At 63.4% G+C, this 17,936-nt stretch carries 16 protein-coding genes; 6 read left to right on the forward strand and 10 right to left on the reverse strand.

Annotated elements, in window-relative coordinates:
• Positions 1 to 61: 61 nt before the first annotated feature.
• Both EHW12_RS05280 and EHW12_RS05285 read right to left on the reverse strand, forming a co-directional pair.
• Positions 62 to 1,150, reverse strand: a complete 1,089-nt coding sequence (locus EHW12_RS05280; protein WP_125050362.1) for an isochorismate synthase — start codon at positions 1,148 to 1,150, stop codon at positions 62 to 64.
• A gap of 45 nt (positions 1,151 to 1,195) precedes the next feature.
• On the reverse strand, positions 1,196 to 1,663 hold the full coding sequence (locus EHW12_RS05285) for a universal stress protein (RefSeq protein WP_003945900.1): 468 nt from the start codon (positions 1,661 to 1,663) through the stop codon (positions 1,196 to 1,198).
• A 101-nt stretch (positions 1,664 to 1,764) separates the two neighbouring features.
• Here EHW12_RS05285 and EHW12_RS05290 point away from each other — a divergent pair, with 101 nt between their 5' ends.
• On the forward strand, positions 1,765 to 2,943 hold the full coding sequence (locus tag EHW12_RS05290; RefSeq protein ID WP_003945797.1) for a glycoside hydrolase family 3 N-terminal domain-containing protein: 1,179 nt from the start codon (positions 1,765 to 1,767) through the stop codon (positions 2,941 to 2,943).
• 72 nt (positions 2,944 to 3,015) lie between these two features.
• Complete coding sequence (locus EHW12_RS05295; RefSeq protein WP_003945885.1) at positions 3,016 to 3,615, forward strand: TetR/AcrR family transcriptional regulator; 600 nt, start codon at positions 3,016 to 3,018, stop codon at positions 3,613 to 3,615.
• A 115-nt stretch (positions 3,616 to 3,730) separates the two neighbouring features.
• Here the strand turns inward: EHW12_RS05295 and EHW12_RS05300 are convergent, their stop codons facing one another.
• A complete protein-coding gene (locus EHW12_RS05300; protein ID WP_007734551.1) occupies positions 3,731 to 4,594 on the reverse strand; it encodes a MaoC/PaaZ C-terminal domain-containing protein in 864 nt (287 codons plus the stop codon).
• Positions 4,594 to 5,940, reverse strand: coding sequence for a 3-oxoacyl-ACP reductase (locus tag EHW12_RS05305; RefSeq protein WP_007734554.1), 1,347 nt, complete (start codon positions 5,938 to 5,940; stop codon positions 4,594 to 4,596). Before EHW12_RS05305 ends, EHW12_RS05300 begins: the two co-directional genes overlap by 1 nt.
• A gap of 130 nt (positions 5,941 to 6,070) precedes the next feature.
• On the opposite strand from EHW12_RS05305, the gene EHW12_RS05310 reads away from it, so the two are divergent.
• Both EHW12_RS05310 and EHW12_RS05315 read left to right on the forward strand, forming a co-directional pair.
• Complete coding sequence (locus EHW12_RS05310; protein WP_007734556.1) at positions 6,071 to 7,426, forward strand: acetyl-CoA C-acetyltransferase; 1,356 nt, start codon at positions 6,071 to 6,073, stop codon at positions 7,424 to 7,426.
• Between the two features lie 294 nt (positions 7,427 to 7,720).
• A complete protein-coding gene (locus EHW12_RS05315; RefSeq protein ID WP_007734559.1) occupies positions 7,721 to 9,943 on the forward strand; it encodes a VanW family protein in 2,223 nt (740 codons plus the stop codon).
• Between the two features lie 4 nt (positions 9,944 to 9,947).
• On the opposite strand, the gene EHW12_RS05320 is transcribed toward EHW12_RS05315, so the two are convergent.
• The 3 genes from EHW12_RS05320 to EHW12_RS05330 all read right to left on the reverse strand — a co-directional run bounded on the left by EHW12_RS05320 (position 9,948) and on the right by EHW12_RS05330 (position 11,747).
• The gene (locus EHW12_RS05320; RefSeq protein ID WP_007734562.1) at positions 9,948 to 10,931 is read right to left on the reverse strand and encodes an LLM class F420-dependent oxidoreductase; all 984 of its coding nucleotides are present in this window, start codon (positions 10,929 to 10,931) and stop codon (positions 9,948 to 9,950) included.
• 85 nt (positions 10,932 to 11,016) lie between these two features.
• The gene (locus EHW12_RS05325) at positions 11,017 to 11,505 is read right to left on the reverse strand and encodes a hypothetical protein (RefSeq protein WP_007734564.1); all 489 of its coding nucleotides are present in this window, start codon (positions 11,503 to 11,505) and stop codon (positions 11,017 to 11,019) included.
• Positions 11,502 to 11,747, reverse strand: a complete 246-nt coding sequence (locus tag EHW12_RS05330; RefSeq protein WP_007734566.1) for a helix-turn-helix domain-containing protein — start codon at positions 11,745 to 11,747, stop codon at positions 11,502 to 11,504. The genes EHW12_RS05325 and EHW12_RS05330 overlap by 4 nt, the downstream gene beginning before the upstream one ends.
• A 65-nt stretch (positions 11,748 to 11,812) precedes the next feature.
• Here EHW12_RS05330 and EHW12_RS05335 point away from each other — a divergent pair, with 65 nt between their 5' ends.
• Complete coding sequence (locus EHW12_RS05335) at positions 11,813 to 12,391, forward strand: nucleotidyltransferase family protein (RefSeq protein ID WP_007734569.1); 579 nt, start codon at positions 11,813 to 11,815, stop codon at positions 12,389 to 12,391.
• On the opposite strand, the gene EHW12_RS05340 is transcribed toward EHW12_RS05335, so the two are convergent.
• On the reverse strand, positions 12,388 to 14,400 hold the full coding sequence (locus EHW12_RS05340) for a YhgE/Pip domain-containing protein (RefSeq protein WP_007734572.1): 2,013 nt from the start codon (positions 14,398 to 14,400) through the stop codon (positions 12,388 to 12,390). The two genes, EHW12_RS05335 and EHW12_RS05340, sit on opposite strands and share 4 nt — an antisense overlap.
• Before the next feature lie 5 nt (positions 14,401 to 14,405).
• Entirely contained in the window at positions 14,406 to 15,128 is a 723-nt protein-coding gene (locus EHW12_RS05345) for an ATP-binding cassette domain-containing protein (RefSeq protein WP_007734574.1), read from the reverse strand.
• Positions 15,129 to 15,307: 179 nt separating this feature from the next.
• Here EHW12_RS05345 and EHW12_RS05350 point away from each other — a divergent pair, with 179 nt between their 5' ends.
• Positions 15,308 to 15,940 carry a hypothetical protein gene (locus EHW12_RS05350; RefSeq protein ID WP_238565243.1) on the forward strand — a complete coding sequence of 211 codons (633 nt, stop codon included), beginning with the start codon at positions 15,308 to 15,310 and terminating at the stop codon, positions 15,938 to 15,940.
• 85 nt (positions 15,941 to 16,025) lie between these two features.
• On the opposite strand, the gene EHW12_RS05355 is transcribed toward EHW12_RS05350, so the two are convergent.
• The gene (locus EHW12_RS05355) at positions 16,026 to 17,861 is read right to left on the reverse strand and encodes an acyl-CoA dehydrogenase (RefSeq protein WP_007734578.1); all 1,836 of its coding nucleotides are present in this window, start codon (positions 17,859 to 17,861) and stop codon (positions 16,026 to 16,028) included.
• Between the last annotated feature and the right edge of the window lie 75 nt (positions 17,862 to 17,936).

Genomic DNA, 17,936 nt, shown 5'->3' on the forward strand with positions numbered 1-17,936 from the left:
GCTCGGGTCAAGGTATCACCCGCACTCGAGAATCCGGACGATTACCCTCGTGACGTGCTGGTCAGTCGAGGGTTTCGGCGCCAAGCGCGGTCAACAGAGTGCGCAGTTTCGTGGACGTCTCGTCGAGTTCGTCCTGCGGATCCGATTCGGCCACAATTCCACCACCCGCGCTGGCCCAGGCGTTGCGGCCGTCTGCACTGATCTCGGCGCAGCGGATGGCAACTACCCAATCGCCGTCACCGGCCTCGTCGCACCATCCCACGGCGCCGCCGTAGAAACGCCGAGGTTCCTCGGTCTCGCGGATGACCTTCAGTGCCGCGTCAGTGGGTGTTCCGCACAGCGCGGGCGTCGGATGCAGCGCGATGGCGAGGTCGAGCGCAGTAGTGTCGTTTCGCAGCGTGCCGCGGATCGGGCTGGCCAAGTGCCAGACCTCGTGAGTAGTGGTCAGTTCGGGAGTTGCCGGCACCGACAGATCACTGCACATCGGTTGCAGGACCTCGCGGATCCACGACGTCACGAAGGCGTGCTCGGCCAGATTCTTCGTCGAATGCAGAAGGCTTTCGCCTGCCTCGCGGTCTTGATCGGCGTCGGCGCATCGCTTGGTGGTCCCGGCCAACGGGCGACACGTCACGACGCGCCCGCGTCGACTGACCAATACTTCGGGCGTCGCGCCGACCAGGCTGTGGCCCTCGAATTCGGCTCCCGCAGCAGAGAGGTCGACGGCAAAGGTGTTGGCGACGGGATTGAGCGCCGCCATGCGTGCGGCGAGCGCGGTTGGGGAGATCGGGGTCTGCGTGCGAAGTTCCACAGTGCGAGCCGCGACAACCTTGTCGATCTCTCCACTGCGGAGGCGTCCGATCAACTTTTCCACTCGACGAAGATGCTCCGACGACGACGGGATCTCCCGGTCAACCCGGGTCGTGGGCAGGGCCTGGGGATCAACCGGTTGCCACGGCCGCGACGCGATCGTCGCCTCGGCAGGTTCGTACAACGCCGTTGCGGCAGCGGGGTCGAAGGGGAGCGCTCCGACGATCAGCTTTGTCGTACCTGCCGACAGAGCGTGGGTGGCCGCGTTGGAGCTGTCGAAGCTGCGTCGTACGCCGCGGGTGACCACGCTGTGATCGGGGCGCGAGAGAACAAAACCGTCCATGGTGGTTTCGACACTAGTCGGCCACGGATCAGGAATGCGCGAAGGTCACTTCCCCGGAGGGACGATCAACACCGGCCGATGACTGTGACGCAGAACATGATCCGCGACGCTGCTCTGCAGTAGCGACCGCAAACCCGTAGTGCCACGGGTGCCGGTCACGATGATGTCGACGTCCAATTCGTCTGCGGTTTCGCAGATTGCAGACCAGATCGCGGATCGGCACTCGGCGCTTCTGCCTTCGACCGTCAGGCCTGCGGCCTCGGCCAGTGCGACGCCCTCGGCGAGGGTGACTTTGGCGTCGGTGTACGCGATGTCCTCGACGTCGTCGTCGGGAACCCACTCCGGTTGCATCACCCCGGACAGGCCGGACATGCGAGCGGCCTGGCGAACCATGGGCTCCCAGGCAGTGACGAGAACAGCACGATTGGCGGAGAGGAAACGCCCCGCATAGTCGACTGCACGCTTGGCGTTGTCGGAACCGTCGTACGCGATGAGCATCAGACCTTGTGGCATCACGACCTCCTCGTCAGCGGGGGAATCGGTTCTCTTCCAGGCTACCGTCCCGATGTGCCCGTGAGGGAGTGTATGGGTACCGGGTCCGTTACGGTCGAGGTATGCGGATCAAGTTTCTGAAGGCTGCAACGACCATTGCATTGTGCGGAGGGTTGGTTGCGGGATGCTCGGGCGAAAACGGGACCGCCGATCCGGTTTCGAGCGCCCCGACCAGCACCACCTCCGAGATCACGTCGACGCCTGCGGCATCGAGCTCCGCACCCGTCGCCGCGTCGTGCGGTAGTGACCTTCTAGCCTCGCTGTCCTTGCGTCAGAAACTTGCCCAGCTGCTCAACGTCGGCGTTACCGGGACCGACGACGCGTTGTCGATAGTGCAGAACGAGGAGATCGGCGGCATATTCGTCGGAAGTTGGACCGATCAGTCGATGCTCACCAATCGCGAAGTGCCGCAGGTTGCTTCGGCGTCGAAGTTGCCGTTGATGGTGACGATCGACGAAGAAGGTGGACGGGTTTCGCGCGTCGCGGACATCCTCGGGCCCGATCCGTCGGCCAGGGAAACGGCGCAGACCATGACAGTGGAACAGACGTACCAGATGGCACTCGAGCGTGGACGCGGTTTGAAGGATCTCGGGATCACCGTCAACTACGCACCCGACGTCGACGTCAGCAGCCAACCCGACGACTCCGTGATCGGGGACCGCTCGTACTCCGACGACCCCCAGACCGTGGTTGCCTACGCCGGTGCGTACGCGCAGGGGATGCGCGACGCCGGAATCTTCCCGGTGATCAAGCACTTTCCGGGGCACGGCAGCGCGTCGGGTGACTCGCACCGCGGTGAGGTGACCACGCCGCCGCTACAGGATCTGATCGCGTCGGACCTGATTCCCTTCCGTGAACTGTCGGGAACCGGAGTCGGCGTCATGATGGGTCACCTCGAGGTTCCCGGTCTGACCGAGCCCGGTACCCCTGCCAGCATCAGCCCCGCCGCCGTCGCGTTGCTTCGCGACGGAGTGGGTTACGGCGCAGCGCCGTTCACTGGTCCGGTGTTCACCGACGACCTCAGCGGCATGCAGGCGATCACCGACCGATACGATATTGCCGACGCGGTTCAGGCTGCGCTGGTGGCTGGAGTCGATCAGGCATTGTGGCTGACCACCGACGACGTTCCGCGGGTTCTCGACCATCTCGAGCAGGCCGTCGCGTCGGGTGAGCTTCCGCAGACGCGGGTCGATCAGGCTGTGGTCACAGTTGCCGCTGCCAAAGGTGCCGTGACCTGCTGAGTCGAAGTCAGGATTCGACGCGCAATCTTACCGTAGAGTAAGATCGACATTTACCCTGTGGTTGGAGGAAGCATGGCCGGCGGTACCAAGCGACTGCCACGCGCAGTGCGTGAGCAGCAGATGCTCGACGCGGCTGTGGACGTGTTCTCCGACAGGGGGTTTCACGAAACTTCGATGGACACCATCGCGGCCAAGGCCGAGATCTCGAAGCCGATGCTGTACCTGTACTACGGCTCGAAGGAAGAGTTGTTCGCGGCGTGCATTCATCGTGAAGGGCTCCGCTTCCTTGAAGCGCTCGCCCCGGCGGGCGCGCCGAACCTGACTCCGCGTGAACAATTGCGCGCCGCTCTCGAGGGCTTCCTCGGGTTCGTGGGCGCAAACCGCAAGTCGTGGATGGTGCTCTACCGTCAGGCAGTCGGGCAGCAGGCTTTTGCGGGCACCGTGCAGTCCAGTCGCGATCGGTTGATCGAGTTGACCGCGCATCTGCTCGAGTCCAGCACCAAGGATCCTGATGCCGCGCACGATTACGGGATCATCGCCATCGCGCTCGTCGGCGCCGGTGAGGCGGTAGCGGACCGGGTCGCGGGTGGGGAAATCGAAGTGGATGCCGCAGCGGATCTACTCGAATCCCTCGCGTGGCGCGGTCTGTCGGGCAAGAAGAAGTCCGAATAGCCACCCAGTCGCATCGCGTGAACGTATCGCTCCCCTTGTTGAACAGGGGGAGCGATACGTTCACACTGTCGGGCGGGGTCGGAAACGCACCAGCCCAACCCAGTTCAGTCCTAGGTCAGCGCAGCGTCGCAGTGACGTGCGGGTAACCCTTCTTCGGGTGGCGCAGTGACAGATCCCAGCCGTCGTCGGTGCGATCAGCGTAGGCATTCAGCGTCGCCGGTAGCAGAATCGGCTTCCCGAAACGCACGCTGTACGTGACCTTGTCCGCGACGGACCCCTCGACGGTCCGCAGAACTGCCGCGGCACTCCACATTCCGTGAGCAATGGTCTTCGGGAAACCGAAAGCCTTCGCGCCCAGAGACGAGACGTGAATCGGATTGCGGTCGCCGGATACAGCGGCGTACTTGCTGATCGTGGTCTGGTCGACGCGGATGGTGCTCATCGGCATCGGCGGGACCTCGTCGGCCTTGGGCTCCGGACCGGGCTGGCCGGACAGGGAGGTCTTCTGCTGGTTCAGGAAGCTCGAGGTCTGTCGCCAGACCAGTTCCCGTCCCACCCGAATTTCGGTGATCACGTCGATCAGCAGGCCCTTGCGGTGCTCACGCAGGTTCTCGGCATGCACCGAGAGGTCCAGCGGTTCGCTGACGGAGATGGGCCGCAGTGACTCGATGACGTTCTCGGCGTGAACGGAGCCGACGGCGGCGAAGGGGAAGTCCTTCGACACCATCAGCTTCATCACGGTCGGGAAGGCCAAGGTGAAGGGGTACGTGATCGGCAGAGTGTCGCCGAACCGCAGTCCGGTCACGCGGCAGTACGCCGCCAGATTGTCGGTGTCGACCTTCAATCCGGTGAGGGTGAAGGTCTGCTGTGGCACCGAGCGCGAGTTGGACTTGTTCCACGGCAACAATCCCAGTACCGCGCGGGAGTAGATGTCGAGGGTCTTCGGCTGCTCGGTGAGCGCGACGGTCTTTGTTGCCATCATGCGCCCAGGAGGCTCTGGCCGCAGACGCGAACGACCTGTCCCGTAACGGCATTGGAGGCCGGGCTGGCGAAGTATGCGACGGTCTCGGCGACGTCGACGGTCTCGCCGCCCTGCAGGAGCGAGCTCATGCGGCGGCCGGCTTCGCGGGTGGCGAAGGGGATGGCTGCGGTCATGGCGGTCTCGATGAAGCCCGGTGCGACGGCGTTGATGGTGATGTTCTTCTTCGCCAGGACGGGAGCTTCGGCGTGTACGAGGCCGATGACGCCGGCCTTGGAGGTGCCGTAGTTGGTCTGCCCGCGGTTGCCCGCGATGCCGGCGATGGAGGAGACGTCGACGACGCGGCCGCCTTCCTTGAGAGCGCCCTTCTCGACGAGGTGCTCGGTGATCTTCTGCGGTGCAAGAAGATTGACGTTCATGACCATGTTCCAGCGGCCCTCGTCCATGTTGGCGAGGGTCTTGTCGCGGGTGATGCCGGCGTTGTGGACGATGATGTCCGCTCCACCGTGACGCTCGAGGAGGTGAGCTGCGAGGACCTCGGCTGCGTCGGCTGCCGTGACGTCGAGGGCGAGGGACGTGCCGCCGACCTTGTTCGCGGTCTCGGACAGCGCTTCGCCGGCGGCCGGGATGTCAGCGCAGACGACGTGCGCGCCGTCGCGGGCCAGGACCTCGGCGATGGTGGCGCCGATACCGCGGGCTGCGCCGGTGACGACGGCAACCTTGCCTTCGAGCGGCTTGTCCCAGCTTGTGGGCGCGACGGAATCTTCAGCGCCGACGACGATGACCTGGCCGTCGACGAAGGCGGACTTTGCCGAAAGGAGAAAGCGCAGAGTCGATTCCACGCCGGAGAGTCCGGTGGATGCCTTGGGGGAGACGTAGACCAGCTGAGCGGTGGAGCCGCGCTTGATCTCCTTGCCGACGCTGCGGGTGAAGCCTTCCAGAGCGCGCTGCGCGACATGCTCGTCGACGCTCGACGTTTCTTCCGGCGTCGTGCCGAGAACGACGACGCGAGCCGACGGTGCGAGGTTGCGGATCACGGGCTGGAAGAACTCGAACAGCTGCTCGAGCTCGCTGACCTGAGTGATTCCGGTGGCGTCGAACACGAGTCCACCGAAGCTGCTGTCGTGTGCCTGAGCCGCCGGGTAGTCGGAGAGCAGTACGCGAAGTGGTTCTGCGAGTCGACCCTTGCCGCCGATGAGGACAGGTCCGGCGAGTGCGGGTTCTCCTGCTTTGTATCGACGCAGGTTCTCGGGCCTGGGCAGGCCGGCCTTCGACGCGATGAATGCGCCGGGGGCGGACGAGAGGAACTGTGAATAGAGGTCGGGAGCTCCCTTGCTGGCTGCCACGGTCCTACCTTCTGTTGTGTTTCGGGTTGTCTCTCACCGGGCAATCGAAAGAATGCGGCGATAGACAAGTAACTTACTACTGAGTAAGAATAGTCTTCAACAGGTAATCGCACCATCCTTGGAGACGCAAGTGACAAGCAAAGCCCGTTCAAATGCAAAGCCCGCCGCACCGCGCACTGCACCGGCCGCAGCCGCTGCAAATTCTGCAGGTCAGCGCCGTCCGGTTGCGATCGTCGGCGGAAATCGCATTCCGTTCGCACGCTCGGACAAGGCGTACGCACAGGCGTCCAACCAGGACATGTTCACTGCGACGCTCGACGGTCTGGTGAGCCGATTCAATCTGCAGGGCGAGAAGCTCGGCATGGTCGTCGGCGGTGCGGTGCTCAAGCACAGCCGTGATTTCAATCTCATTCGCGAGTCCGTTCTCGGCAGCGCGCTGAGCCCGTACACGTCGGCGTACGACCTTCAGCAGGCGTGTGGCACGGGACTGCAGTCGATCATCGCCGTCGGCGACGCCATTTCGGCCGGCCGCATCGATTCGGGCATCGGCGGCGGCACGGACACCACGTCCGACGCCCCGATCGGCGTCAACGATCAGGCGCGCGAGCTCCTGCTCTCCCTCAATCGCGCGAAGTCCACGGGCGACCGCATCAAGCTGCTCGGCAACGTCCGTGCGGGCATGCTCGGCCTGGAAATTCCGCGCAACGGCGAGCCTCGCACCGGCAAGTCGATGGGTGACCACGCTGCGATCACCGCCAAGGAATTCGGCATCAAGCGCGAGGACCAGGACGAACTTGCCGCTGCCAGCCACAAGAACATGGCAGCTGCCTACGACCGCGGCTTCTTCGACGACCTCGTCACCCCGTTCCTCGGCCTGACCCGCGACGACAACCTCCGTCCCGGTTCGACCGTCGAGAAGCTGTCGACGCTCAAGCCCGTCTTCGGTACCAAGCTCGGCGACGCGACGATGACGGCAGGCAACTCGACGCCGCTCACCGACGGCGCTTCTGCAGTGCTCCTCTCCACCGACGAGTGGGCAGCCGAGCGCAATCTTCCGGTTCTGGCGCACCTCGTCGATTCCGAAACCGCTGCCGTCGACTACGTCCACGGCAAAGACGGGTTGCTCATGGCTCCCACGTACGCGATCCCGCGTTTGCTGGCCCGCAACGGTCTGACCTTGCAGGACTTCGATTACTACGAGATCCACGAAGCCTTCGCTTCGGTGGTTCTGGCAACCCTGCAGGCCTTCGAGTCGGACGAGTACTGCAAGGAACGCCTCGGCCTCGACGGCGCATTGGGATCGATCGACCGAAGCAAGCTCAATGTCAACGGATCGTCCTTGGCTGCAGGTCACCCGTTCGCGGCAACCGGCGGACGTATTGTGGCTTCCCTCGCAAAGATGCTCGCGGAGAAGGGTTCGGGCCGCGGCCTGATCTCGATCTGTGCGGCCGGTGGCCAGGGTGTCACGGCGATCATCGAGCGGTAACCGCTCCACAATCTCCCCATGCGACTGAAAACTGCGCTCACCTGCAGTGATCGTCGCGAGGGGATGCGTAATCGGGGATCCGGCCACGAGGGGTGGCCGGATCCCCGAACTCTTTGCAAACTTTTTCGCGCAGGCGTGTAACGCTGCAGAATAGCTACCGATATTCATGACAGCCCCGTGTTGCTGCCTGACCCCCGACCTGGCAGCAGCGCGGGGCTCTCGTATGTCCGGATATCCTGTATTGAGTTGTCGGTGAGCGCCGCAGCGACGGTTGATGCAGCGAGGAGCCAACAGGTGAGTGACGAAGAGGGTCCGTCCGTCGAGAAGACGAACAGCGAGGACTCGTCCCTCCCGGAACAGGAACTCGAGTCGGTCGAGGAACCTCAGGCGGTCGAAGAGACCGAGTCGGTCGAGGAACCCCAGCCGGTCGAGGAACCCGAGGCCCCTGAGGACACTGAGGCCGTTGTCGAGGCTGAATCAGTAGAACCTGAACCAGCCGAAGCACCAAGGCCTGTCGACGAAGAAGCAAGCGATTCCACGGAAGCGACAGTCGACGAATCGGCAAACGAGGTCACCACCGTCATCCCTGTCGTCCCCGCGGAGGACGCACCGCCGACGGAAGTAGTCAACTCGGCTCCGGCGACAGAAGCCATCGACGAGCAGACAGAGCAGTTCGAGCCCCCGGCAGTGGTGGTTCCCCCGAAGCCGCCGCGTCCCGAGTTCGTGCAGCAGTACGACACCCAGCAACTCGAACCCATCCAGCAGCAGTACGAGCCTGTTGTCCGAGAAGCAGAGGTAGTTGCACCCCCGGCGCCGCAACAACCGGTGGCGCCCGCTTCGCAGTCTTCCCGCAAGTGGGTCAAACCGGCGATAGCAGTCGGCGCCATCTTTGCCGTCGCAGCGATTGCCTACGGAGTGGACATCTTCACCTCGTCCGGGAAGACACCACGCGGCACTCAGGTCGCCGGGGTGGACATCGGTGATCTCACGCCCGCCGACGCGGAAGCCACGCTGCGCGCCCAACTCGGCCCGAGGCTCGTCGAACCGGTAGCGGTACATGCAGGCGGCGTCGACTCCGAGATCGTTCCCGCGTCTGCGGGTGTGGACGTCGACTGGTCGGCGACGCTGTCGGGCGTGAACGCTCAGCCCATCAACCCGATCACCCGCATCACGTCGTTCTTCGGCTCCCGCGAGGTGCCCGTGGTGTCGGCAATCGACCAGGGTGCGTTGGATGCGTCGATGGCGCAGCTCGCGGCGAACAGCGATCGTGCGCCCGTCGAAGGTGCAGTCGTGTTCGAGAACGGGAAGGCGACTGGTGTTTCGCCCGCTGCCGGTCAGGCGCTCGAAACGCAGCAGGCGGGTTCGACCTTCGCCGCTGAATGGTCCGATGGTGGCGTCGTCGATCTTCCGGTCGACGAGGTTCCGGTGACGGTCACTCAGGCCGGTGTCGATCGTGCGCTGCAGGAGATCGCTATTCCAGCTGTCTCGGGTGACGTCGTGGTCAACGGCCGTGACGGCAAGGTCGCGACACTCGGCGTCGATCAGATCGGCGAGGTTCTGACCTTCACACCCGACGGCTCGGGTGGGCTGACTCCGCAGTACAACACGGATGCTGCGATCAAGATTCTGACTCCGCAGTTGGCGTCGACGGAAGTACAACCCAAGGACGCGTCGTTCACCTTCGCCGGTGGCAAACCGTCGGTTGTGCCCGGTGTCGTCGGTGATCTGATCAACTGGCCAGACACGGTCAAGGAACTTCCGGTTCTGTTGGGCAGCACGGCTTCTCGGGCAACGCCCGCCGTTTACGGACCGGTCCCGCCGGCGTTGACCACCGAAGCCGCGGAGGCCCTCGGCATCAACGAGGTGATCGGCGAATTCACTACCGGTGGTTTCGAATACGCGTCTGGTGTGAACATCGGCCTGGCCGCGTCGGAGATCGACGGGGCCGTGATCAAGCCCGGTGACACGTTCTCGCTCAACGAGTACACGGGCCCGCGCGGTGCGGCGCAGGGATACATCGAGTCGGGGATCATCAACAACGGTCGCCCGGACAAGGCTGTCGGCGGCGGTATCAGCCAGCTCGCGACGACGCTCTACAACGCGACGTATTTCGCAGGTATGGACGACGTCGCGCACACCGAGCACAGTTACTACATCTCGCGGTACCCCGAGGCTCGTGAGGCGACCATCTTCGATGGTGCGATCGACCTGCAGTTCCGTAATCCGGCGAAGACCGGCGTGATGATCGAGACGATTGCGACATCGTCGAACATCACCGTTCGGATCTGGGGAACCAAAACTGTCGATGTCACGTCGACGACCGGCCCGCGGACGTCGCCGACGTCGCCGAACACCGTGACCTTGCCGGAGGGGCCTGGCTGTGTGGCTTCGAGCGGTGCGCCCGGGTTCACGGTCAGCGACACTCGCGTGATCACCGACCACGCGAGTGGCGCCGAGATTTCCTCGAACACCCGGACCGTCAAGTACGACCCGGTGCCGATCGTGAAGTGCGAGTAGGGAACTACTTGCCGACGAGTGGGCCGAGGGTGCGGCCCGCGAGGTCGACGATGCCTGGCTCTTCGCCGTTGGTGATCAGGTTGATCACGACGCCGTCGATGCCGTGGTCGAGGATGCGCGTCTGAACCTGCTCGGCGACGTCGTCCGGGCTGCCAACGAAATGGCGTTCGGTGGCCTTGGCGACCACGTCTTCCGGCGCCGTGGTGATGTCGAGGCCACGCTCCGCGAGAAACGTTCGCTGATGGGCGCGAGCCTTGTCGCCGTCCTCGTCGATCATCATGAACGTGAGGAAGCTGGTCTCGAGGGTTGCGGGATCGCGACCGGCTTCGTCGCAGCGTGCCGCAAGTGCTTCCATCTTGCGCGGCAGTTCCGACGGGTCGCAGATGATGTTGAGGTGATCCGCGAAGCGAGCGGCGAGGCCGAACGTCTTTTTCTCACCGCCACCGCCCAGCAGGATCGGCAGGTCGTCGCGGACGCGAGGCTCGTTGATGGCGTCCTTGACGTGGTACCACTTGCCGTCGAAGGTGGGGCGATCACCGCGGAGCATCGGCGCGATGATCTGCAGTGCTTCGTCGAGTTTCTGGAAGCGCTCGGTGAACGTTCCGAACTCGTATCCGAACGAATTGTGTTCGAGTTCGAACCAACCGGCGCCGATGCCCAGGATGGCCCGACCGCCGCTCACCACGTCGAGGGTGGTGACGGTCTTGGCGAGCATGGGCGGATTGCGGTAGGTGTTTCCCGTGACCAGTGCAGACAACTGGATGGTCTCGGTGGCCGTCGCCAGCGCGGAGAGCGCCGAGTAGGCCTCGAGCATCGGGGCGTCCGGCGCTCCGATTCCGGGGAGTTGGTAGAAGTGATCCATCACGAATGCAGTGTCGAAGCCTGCGGCTTCGGCTTCGCGGGCCTGCGCTATGACGGTGGGGAAGAGGTCCTTGACCGGACCGCCGTAGCTGAAGTTGGGCATCTGGTATCCGAGGCGAGTGCTCACCGTTTCGACGTTACTCGCGATCGGTTGACCTGGCACGATTTTACCAACTCTATGGATTCCGTTGTGCTGGGCAGACTTCCGGAATTCAGAGAAGTTCTTCGGCCGCTTCGCGTCGCTTGGCTCGCTGCTGGTGAAGCTTGACTGCCGCGATTGCGATGCCGCCACCGACAATTCCGCCGACGAGAGCGCCGACCCAGGTAGACGATTCTTCGTAGGAATCGAATTTGAGACGCGCCATGATGCCGACTGCGGCGACGAGGTACAGCGCGATGCCGATCACGACCCGGGGGCGGTTGTAGTTGGACAATACATAGACATCGACGTCGCACCGAAGTGCATAGATGATCGTGATCAACGAGCCGAACAACGCAACGATCAGCAGGGCGAGCGAGATCCACGCCCCTGTTCGGCCGGCGACCCAGGGCAGAATCGCCGAGCTGACGAATATTGCCCAGAAGACACTCTGGAGTCCCACCGCCGAGGCTTCGTTCCAGACGTCGCGCTGACGCTCGTCCTTGTAGAAGTCGTCGTCCAGATCTCCGACGAACCGCATTGCCTTCATCATGGTGCTCATGCCGTCTCCTCTGGAATTTCTGTGGTGAGTTCCGATTCGGGTAAGGGGAAGAGCGCTTCGACGGTGGTCCCCAGCGCCAGGGCCAGGCGAAGTGCCAGGTACACACTCGGTGCATAGTCACCGCGTTCGACGGAGACGATGCTCTGTCTGCTCACCTGACCTGCCGTGGCCAGTTGCGCCTGGGTGAGGCCGGCGAGGCGTCGGTGCTCCCGCACGTTGTTGTCGCCGGCCTTTCCAGTCATGCAAAAAGTAAAGAATACTTGTCACTAGATGTCAAGTTTGCTTGTCATATGAGAGGCTGAAGAGCATGCGTGAACGATTTCTCGAGATCGCCCTGGCCAATCCGGTGGTCGCAACGATCGTGGATCGTGCGCCGAAGCTGGGATTGCCGGAGTGGTACCTGACGGCGGGTGGGCTCTTCCAAACCGTCTGGAATCACATCGACGGCCGTGATCTCGGCGCCGGAATCAAGGACTACGACCTGTTCTACTTCGACGCCGGCGATCTGAGCTACGACGCGGAGGACCGTGTGATTCGTTCGGCGGCAGAACTGTTCGCCGATGTGGATGCCGATGTCGAAGTACGCAACGAAGCCCGCGTGCACCTGTGGTACGAGCAGCATTTCGGGATTCCCGGCGTTCCGTTCACCAGTTGCCGCGACGCTGTCGACCACTTCGCTTCCACAACTTGCTGTTTCGGGATCACCAAGGGATCGGATGGGACCTTGGACGTGTATGCCCCGCATGGATACGACGATCTTTTCGACATGATCGTCCGCCCCAACCCGGTGCTGGCGCCGAGAGAGGTTTACGAGGCCAAGGCAGCACGGTGGCGCAGGGAATGGCCTGCGCTGACCGTGGAGCCTTGGCCGGAGACCCTCGCCTAGACTTCGATCGGCGGATGCAGCCTGTCCATGGTCCATTGCCGATTTCGGCGTGCAGCAAGTGAACTGGCGCCGAGTGAGGCGACGAGAAGGCCGCCGAGGACGGCGATCGAGACCCACAGTCTCGAGTCGATACCGCCGACGGTGAGTTGTCGTAGCCCGTTCACCGCGTAGGTCATCGGGTCGAAGGGGTGGATGATCTGGAACGGTTTCGCGGTGGTTTCGACGGGATAGATGCCGCCGGCCGAAACCAGTTGCAGCATCAGGAACGCCAGGGTGATGACGCGTCCGACGGAGACTCCGAAGATGGCGTTGAATGCCTGGATCAACGCCATGTACGTGGCAGTGATGAGCATCAGGAATCCGACGGTGCCGAGGGCGTGTGTGGGGTGCAGGCCGACGGCGAAGTGCACGACCAGGTACATCACGATCACCTGGCAGATGCCGATGAGCAATGCCGGCCAGTACGAGGCGAGGACCACTCGCAGCGCGCCGAGTCCGTTTGCGATGGGCCGGTTCTGGAGCGGCTTGAGCAGCATCCAGGTGATGATGCCGCCCACGAACAGCGCGAGGGGCAGGAAGAACGGTGCAAAACCGGTACCGAACGTGCTTGCCCGGTTCTCGTACGTCTCCTGTAGTTCGACCGGGCTGGAGAGGGTTTGAGCGGTTGCGGTTCGCTGCTGATCGCTCCAACTGGGGACCTGACCGGCGCCCTCGGTGAGTTTGGTCGCGAGTTCGGCAGACCCGGCACGGAGTTGCTCGGTGCCGTCTGCGAGTTTGGCTGCACCATCGGAGAGTTGAACGCTTCCGTCGGTGAGTTGAACCAGTCCACTGCTGAGGGTTTGAGCGCCGTCGTTGACTTGTTGACCGCCGTCACGCAGCTGTACCAGGCCGTTGCGGAGTTCACCACCGCCGTTGGCCGCGGCGCTGAGCCCGGCTCGGAAGGTGCTCGACGGATCGTCGAGTTGGTAGGCGAGTTGTTGTGCACCGCTCTTGAGTTCGCCCAGTTGGCCCATGGTCGCTTCACCGAAACCCTGAGTGCGCAGCATGTCCTGGGCAGGCGCGAGGGCATTGGCGATCTGTTGGCTGACGGGATCCGGGTTCAGTCGAAGGCTGGCCACTGCCTGCCCGACCAGCTGTGCGACGTCTGCTTGTGTGTTCCCGAGGACACTCAGTTGGTCGACGACCTGGGTGACGCCACCACTGAGTTGGCTTGCGCCGTCGCCAAGTTGGACGGCTCCGAGATCGAGCTGCCCCAGACCGTCGGTCAGTGCGAGGACGCCGTCCGTGGCGGTGTTGATACCGGTCGAGAGTTGCGCTGTACCGCCGGCAAGAGTGGCTGCACCGTCACGTGCGGTAACCATGTTGTCGGCCAGAGTTTTCGAGCCCGACGCCAATTCGCCGGCTCCGGCGTTGGCAGTGTTCACTCCGGCCGAGAGCTGGAGCGCTCCGTCGGCGGCCTGCTTCAAACCAGCACCCGCATCGGTCAATCCGACCAGAACTGTTTCGACGGACTGCGCGCCGATCTTGTCGCTGACCTGACTGAGGACCTGCTGGGCGGCGTTTTGGCCGATGATGGTGCCGAGGTAGTTGTTGACGTCGTTGAAGGTGAACTGCAACTGAGCTTTGTGGGGGTCCTTGGTCGTCGGGGAGGCGACGGCCTCGCTGAAATTCTCAGGCAATGTGAGAGAGAAGTAGTACGTGCCGTCCGAGACTCCCTGAGCGGCTTCCTGCTGCGAGACCAGGTGGAGATCGAGCTCACCGGAATCGAGCAGCGCTTGGCTTACCTCGTCGCCCGCGTTGAGCTCCTGACCCTGCACCATCGCGCCGCGGTCGGTGTTGACCAGCGCGACGGGGACCTTGTTGACCTCACCGAACGGATTCCAGAACGCCCACAGGTACATCGCGCCGTACAGCAGTGGCATCAAGATGATGGTGACGAGTGCGATCCTGGGCATCGCGCCGCGGGAGAACCGCTTGAGTTCGGTTCCGAGAGACATTCCAGCGAGCATCGCGGTTACCTCGCCCCTTCTTGGTCGGGATTGGTGACTTCTTGGAGCAGGGTGACGGCATCGATGGGTGATCCGTCTGGCAGCGGGTTGACGGTCGACGCGATGATGGTCTGGTAGCTCCCCATCTCGACGAGTCGCTCGACGAGGTACGCACGTTCGGAGTCGCGCCGCACTTGTTCGAGATCGTCGACGACAAGCAGGGCCGGCTTTTTCGTGTTCGCGACGGCGATACGCAGCAGGATCGCCTCGAGTTCCCCGAGATCGCTGACGTACCGGCCGAGCGCAGGTAACGGATGATCGCCGAAGACGGGAGCGCACACCGCTTCGAGTTCGCGGTCTCCGGCGCGTCCGATGAGCTTGTACCAGGGCGCATCCCAGCGAATTTGTTCGGTGATCAGATCGCGGACGGTGACGGATTCGGCAAGCTCGTCGATGTCCTCGAACCCGGCGACCCCGGCGATCTCGAAGATCTCGCGGGGACGCGTCCGACCGAAGACGGACAGTGAGCCGGAACTGGCTTTCATTCGTCCGCTGAGTGTCAGAAGTAAGGACGTACGTCCTGAACCGGCCGAGCCTTCGAGGATCGTCACACCGCCCGCACGAATCTCGAGATTGACGGGTCCGAACACCGGCCCCCATGGGCCGTCGAGCGCCAAGTCCGTGGCGGTCAATGCCAGGTCGGGGGCGTAATCGGGTTGTGCGTGCTCTGGTGCGACCACGATGATCACCTGTCTGTTGATCTACTCGGCCTGCGAAAGAACCGAGTGCTGGTTCAGTGGACGTTCGTGCTCACCCAATCACATCGGTAGCGGGCGAGCGGTCCCAGGAATGGGATGTGTCGGACACGTTCGATAACTTGAAGACCGAACGGTATGTATTCTGTTGGAAACGGAACGGGGGAGTCGAGGTGCCGGTTCGTAGACGCGGTATGTGTGCGTTACTGGTCATGGCCACCCTGTCGGTTGTCTCCTGTGCCGGGGAGCGCGAGTCGCCCCCGTTCGTGTCGAGCGAGAGGCTTTTCGAGTTCACCGGTCGCAATGTCGGACCCGTGACCGTTCCGCCCTTGCCTTCCGATCGGCACGAGTCCGAAGCAGCGCCGTACGGAGCCATCACCCTGTCCGGTGGGTGGAGCGGCGCAGCCAATGTCTCGCTGCCCGGATCCGTCACGTGTTTCGAGCACAACTGGGCGGATTCGGTGCCCGCCGGTCACCGCCAGTGGGCCTACGAGGTGCACACCAGTTCCTTTTACGAGTACGACGGCGGCGGCGAGTATCCGGGACGTGATTTCCAGTTGCAGGTCTACGTGAACGAAAAACCGGAACCAGGTCAGCACGGGTCGGCGATCATGAAGTTCTCGGATCAGAGCGGACAGTTCGTGTCCTTCGGGGGCGGTGACGACAAGTCCATCGAAATCGTCAGTTCTCCGGACCGCAGGCGCGTGGCGCTTTCCCTGGCGGGAAGGGCGGCACGGCCCGGCGAACAACCGACGACGTCCGTACTGTCCGCACAGATCAGTTGCCCGACCGTCGAGCGCAGATGACCTCGGATTCCATGGACTGCTGAGCATGAAAATGCCGGCCCCGAAACGTTCTCGGGACCGGCACTTTTCATGAATCAGGAACGAATCAGAATGCTGCTTCGTCGATCTCCATGATGTCGTTCTCGGTGTTCGCGATGATCTCGCGTGAAGCGGTGAGCTCGGGCAGGACGTTCTTGGCGAAGAAGGAAGCGATGGCGACCTTGCCCTCGTAGAAGCCCTTGTCCTTGTCGGAAGCGCCGTTGTCGAGTGCTGCGAGAGCGATCTCGGACTGGCGGAGCAGCTGCCAGCCGATGAGCAGGTCGCCGACGGACATCAGGAAGCGGACGGAGCCGAGGCCGACCTTGTACAGCTCGGTGGGCTGCTCCTGAGCTCCCATGAGGAAGCCGGTGAGCGTGGCGGCCATGGCCTGGACGTCTTCGAGTGCGGTGGCGAGCAGTGCGCGCTCCGCCTTCAGACGACCGTTGCCGGCTTCGCTGTCGATGAAGGTCTTGATCTGTCCGGCAACGTGAGCGAGCGCGACGCCGCGGTCACGAGCGATCTTGCGGAAGAAGAAGTCCTGAGCCTGGATGGCCGTCGTGCCTTCGTACAGCGAGTCGATCTTGGAGTCGCGGATGTACTGCTCGATCGGGTAGTCCTGCAGGAAGCCGGATCCACCGAGGGTCTGCAGGCTGTCCGTCAGGTACTGGTACGCACGCTCGGAGCCGACGCCCTTGACGATCGGGAGCAGCAGGTCGTTGACGCGGAACGCGGTGTCCTTGTCTGCGCCCGAGACGAGCTGGGCGACAACCTCGTCCTGGTGAGCTGCGGTGTAGAGGTACACCGCGCGCAGGCCTTCGGCGTATGCCTTCTGCATTGCCAGGCTACGACGCACGTCGGGGTGGTGCGTGATGGTCACGCGCGGTGCTGCCTTGTTGGTCATCTGGGTCAGGTCTGCGCCCTGCACGCGCTGCTTGGCGTAATCGAGAGCGTTGAGGTAACCGGTGGAGAGGGTGGCGATTGCCTTGGTGCCGACCATCATTCGAGCGTGCTCGATGACGTCGAACATCTGGGCGATGCCGTTGTGGACCTCGCCGACCAGCCAGCCCTGTGCGGGGATGCCGTGGCCGCCGAAGGTGACCTCACACGTGGCGGAGACCTTCAGGCCCATCTTGTGCTCGACGTTGGTGACGAAGACACCGTTACGCTCGCCGAACTCTTCGGTCTCGAAGTTGAAGTGCGTCTTCGGGACGAAGAACAGGCTCAGGCCCTTGGTGCCCGGTCCGGCGCCTTCGGGGCGAGCGAGAACGAGGTGGAAGATGTTCTCGAACAGGTCGTCCGAGTCGGCCGAGGTGATGAAGCGCTTGACGCCCTCGATGTGCCAGGAGCCGTCGTCCTGCTTGATCGCCTTGGTGCGTCCGGCACCGACGTCGGAGCCGGCGTCGGGCTCGGTGAGGACCATCGTGGCGCCCCATCCGCGTTCGACGATGGTGGCTGCCCACTTCTTCTGCTCTTCGGTGCCGTTGTTGAACAGCACGTCCGCGAAAGCGGGTCCGGCCTGGTACATGTGCGCTGCAGGCTGTGCGCCCAGGATCAGCTCACCGATGGCCCACACGACGGAGCGGGGAACCGGCACGCCGCCGACCTCTTCGCTCAATCCCATGCGGTACCACTCGGCATCCCACAGAGCCTTGAACGACTTCTTGAAGGATTCCGGAAGTGCAACGGTGTGCGTCTCGGGATCGAAGACAGGGGGGTTGCGGTCCGCATCGGCGAAAGATTCGCCAAGCGGTCCCTCGGCCAGGCGTGCGACCTCTGCCAGCATGTTGCGGACAGTGTCGGCATCCAGGTCGCCCCAAGCGCCTTCGCTCAGTGGCTTCTCCAGTCCGAGAACCTCGAAGAGGTTGAACTCCAGGTCCCGAACGTTGCTCTTGTAATGGCCCATGTCTTCTGCTTCTCCCAGTGAGGTGGTGCGGTCCAGCACTCCTAGTACCGCCCGAAGTTTATTACTCGTCGGTAA

It is taken from the genome of Rhodococcus sp. NJ-530, assembly GCF_003860625.1.
GTDB lineage: Bacteria > Actinomycetota > Actinomycetes > Mycobacteriales > Mycobacteriaceae > Rhodococcus_F > Rhodococcus_F qingshengii.

Excerpts from the sequence above, each read along its gene's own strand:
- EHW12_RS05285 (WP_003945900.1), bottom strand. The coding sequence starts at position 1,663 with ATGCCACAAGGTCTGATGCTCATCGCGTACGACGGTTCCGACAACGCC.
- EHW12_RS05295 (WP_003945885.1), top strand. The coding sequence starts at position 3,016 with ATGGCCGGCGGTACCAAGCGACTGCCACGCGCAGTGCGTGAGCAGCAG.
- EHW12_RS05330 (WP_007734566.1), bottom strand. The coding sequence starts at position 11,747 with ATGACTGGAAAGGCCGGCGACAACAACGTGCGGGAGCACCGACGCCTC.
- EHW12_RS05340 (WP_007734572.1), bottom strand. The coding sequence starts at position 14,400 with ATGCTCGCTGGAATGTCTCTCGGAACCGAACTCAAGCGGTTCTCCCGC.
- EHW12_RS05325 (WP_007734564.1), bottom strand. The coding sequence starts at position 11,505 with ATGAGCACCATGATGAAGGCAATGCGGTTCGTCGGAGATCTGGACGAC.
- EHW12_RS05300 (WP_007734551.1), bottom strand. The coding sequence starts at position 4,594 with ATGGCAACAAAGACCGTCGCGCTCACCGAGCAGCCGAAGACCCTCGAC.
- EHW12_RS05335 (WP_007734569.1), top strand. The coding sequence starts at position 11,813 with ATGCGTGAACGATTTCTCGAGATCGCCCTGGCCAATCCGGTGGTCGCA.
- EHW12_RS05280 (WP_125050362.1), bottom strand. The coding sequence starts at position 1,150 with ATGGACGGTTTTGTTCTCTCGCGCCCCGATCACAGCGTGGTCACCCGC.
- EHW12_RS05355 (WP_007734578.1), bottom strand. The coding sequence starts at position 17,861 with ATGGGCCATTACAAGAGCAACGTTCGGGACCTGGAGTTCAACCTCTTC.
- EHW12_RS05290 (WP_003945797.1), top strand. The coding sequence starts at position 1,765 with ATGCGGATCAAGTTTCTGAAGGCTGCAACGACCATTGCATTGTGCGGA.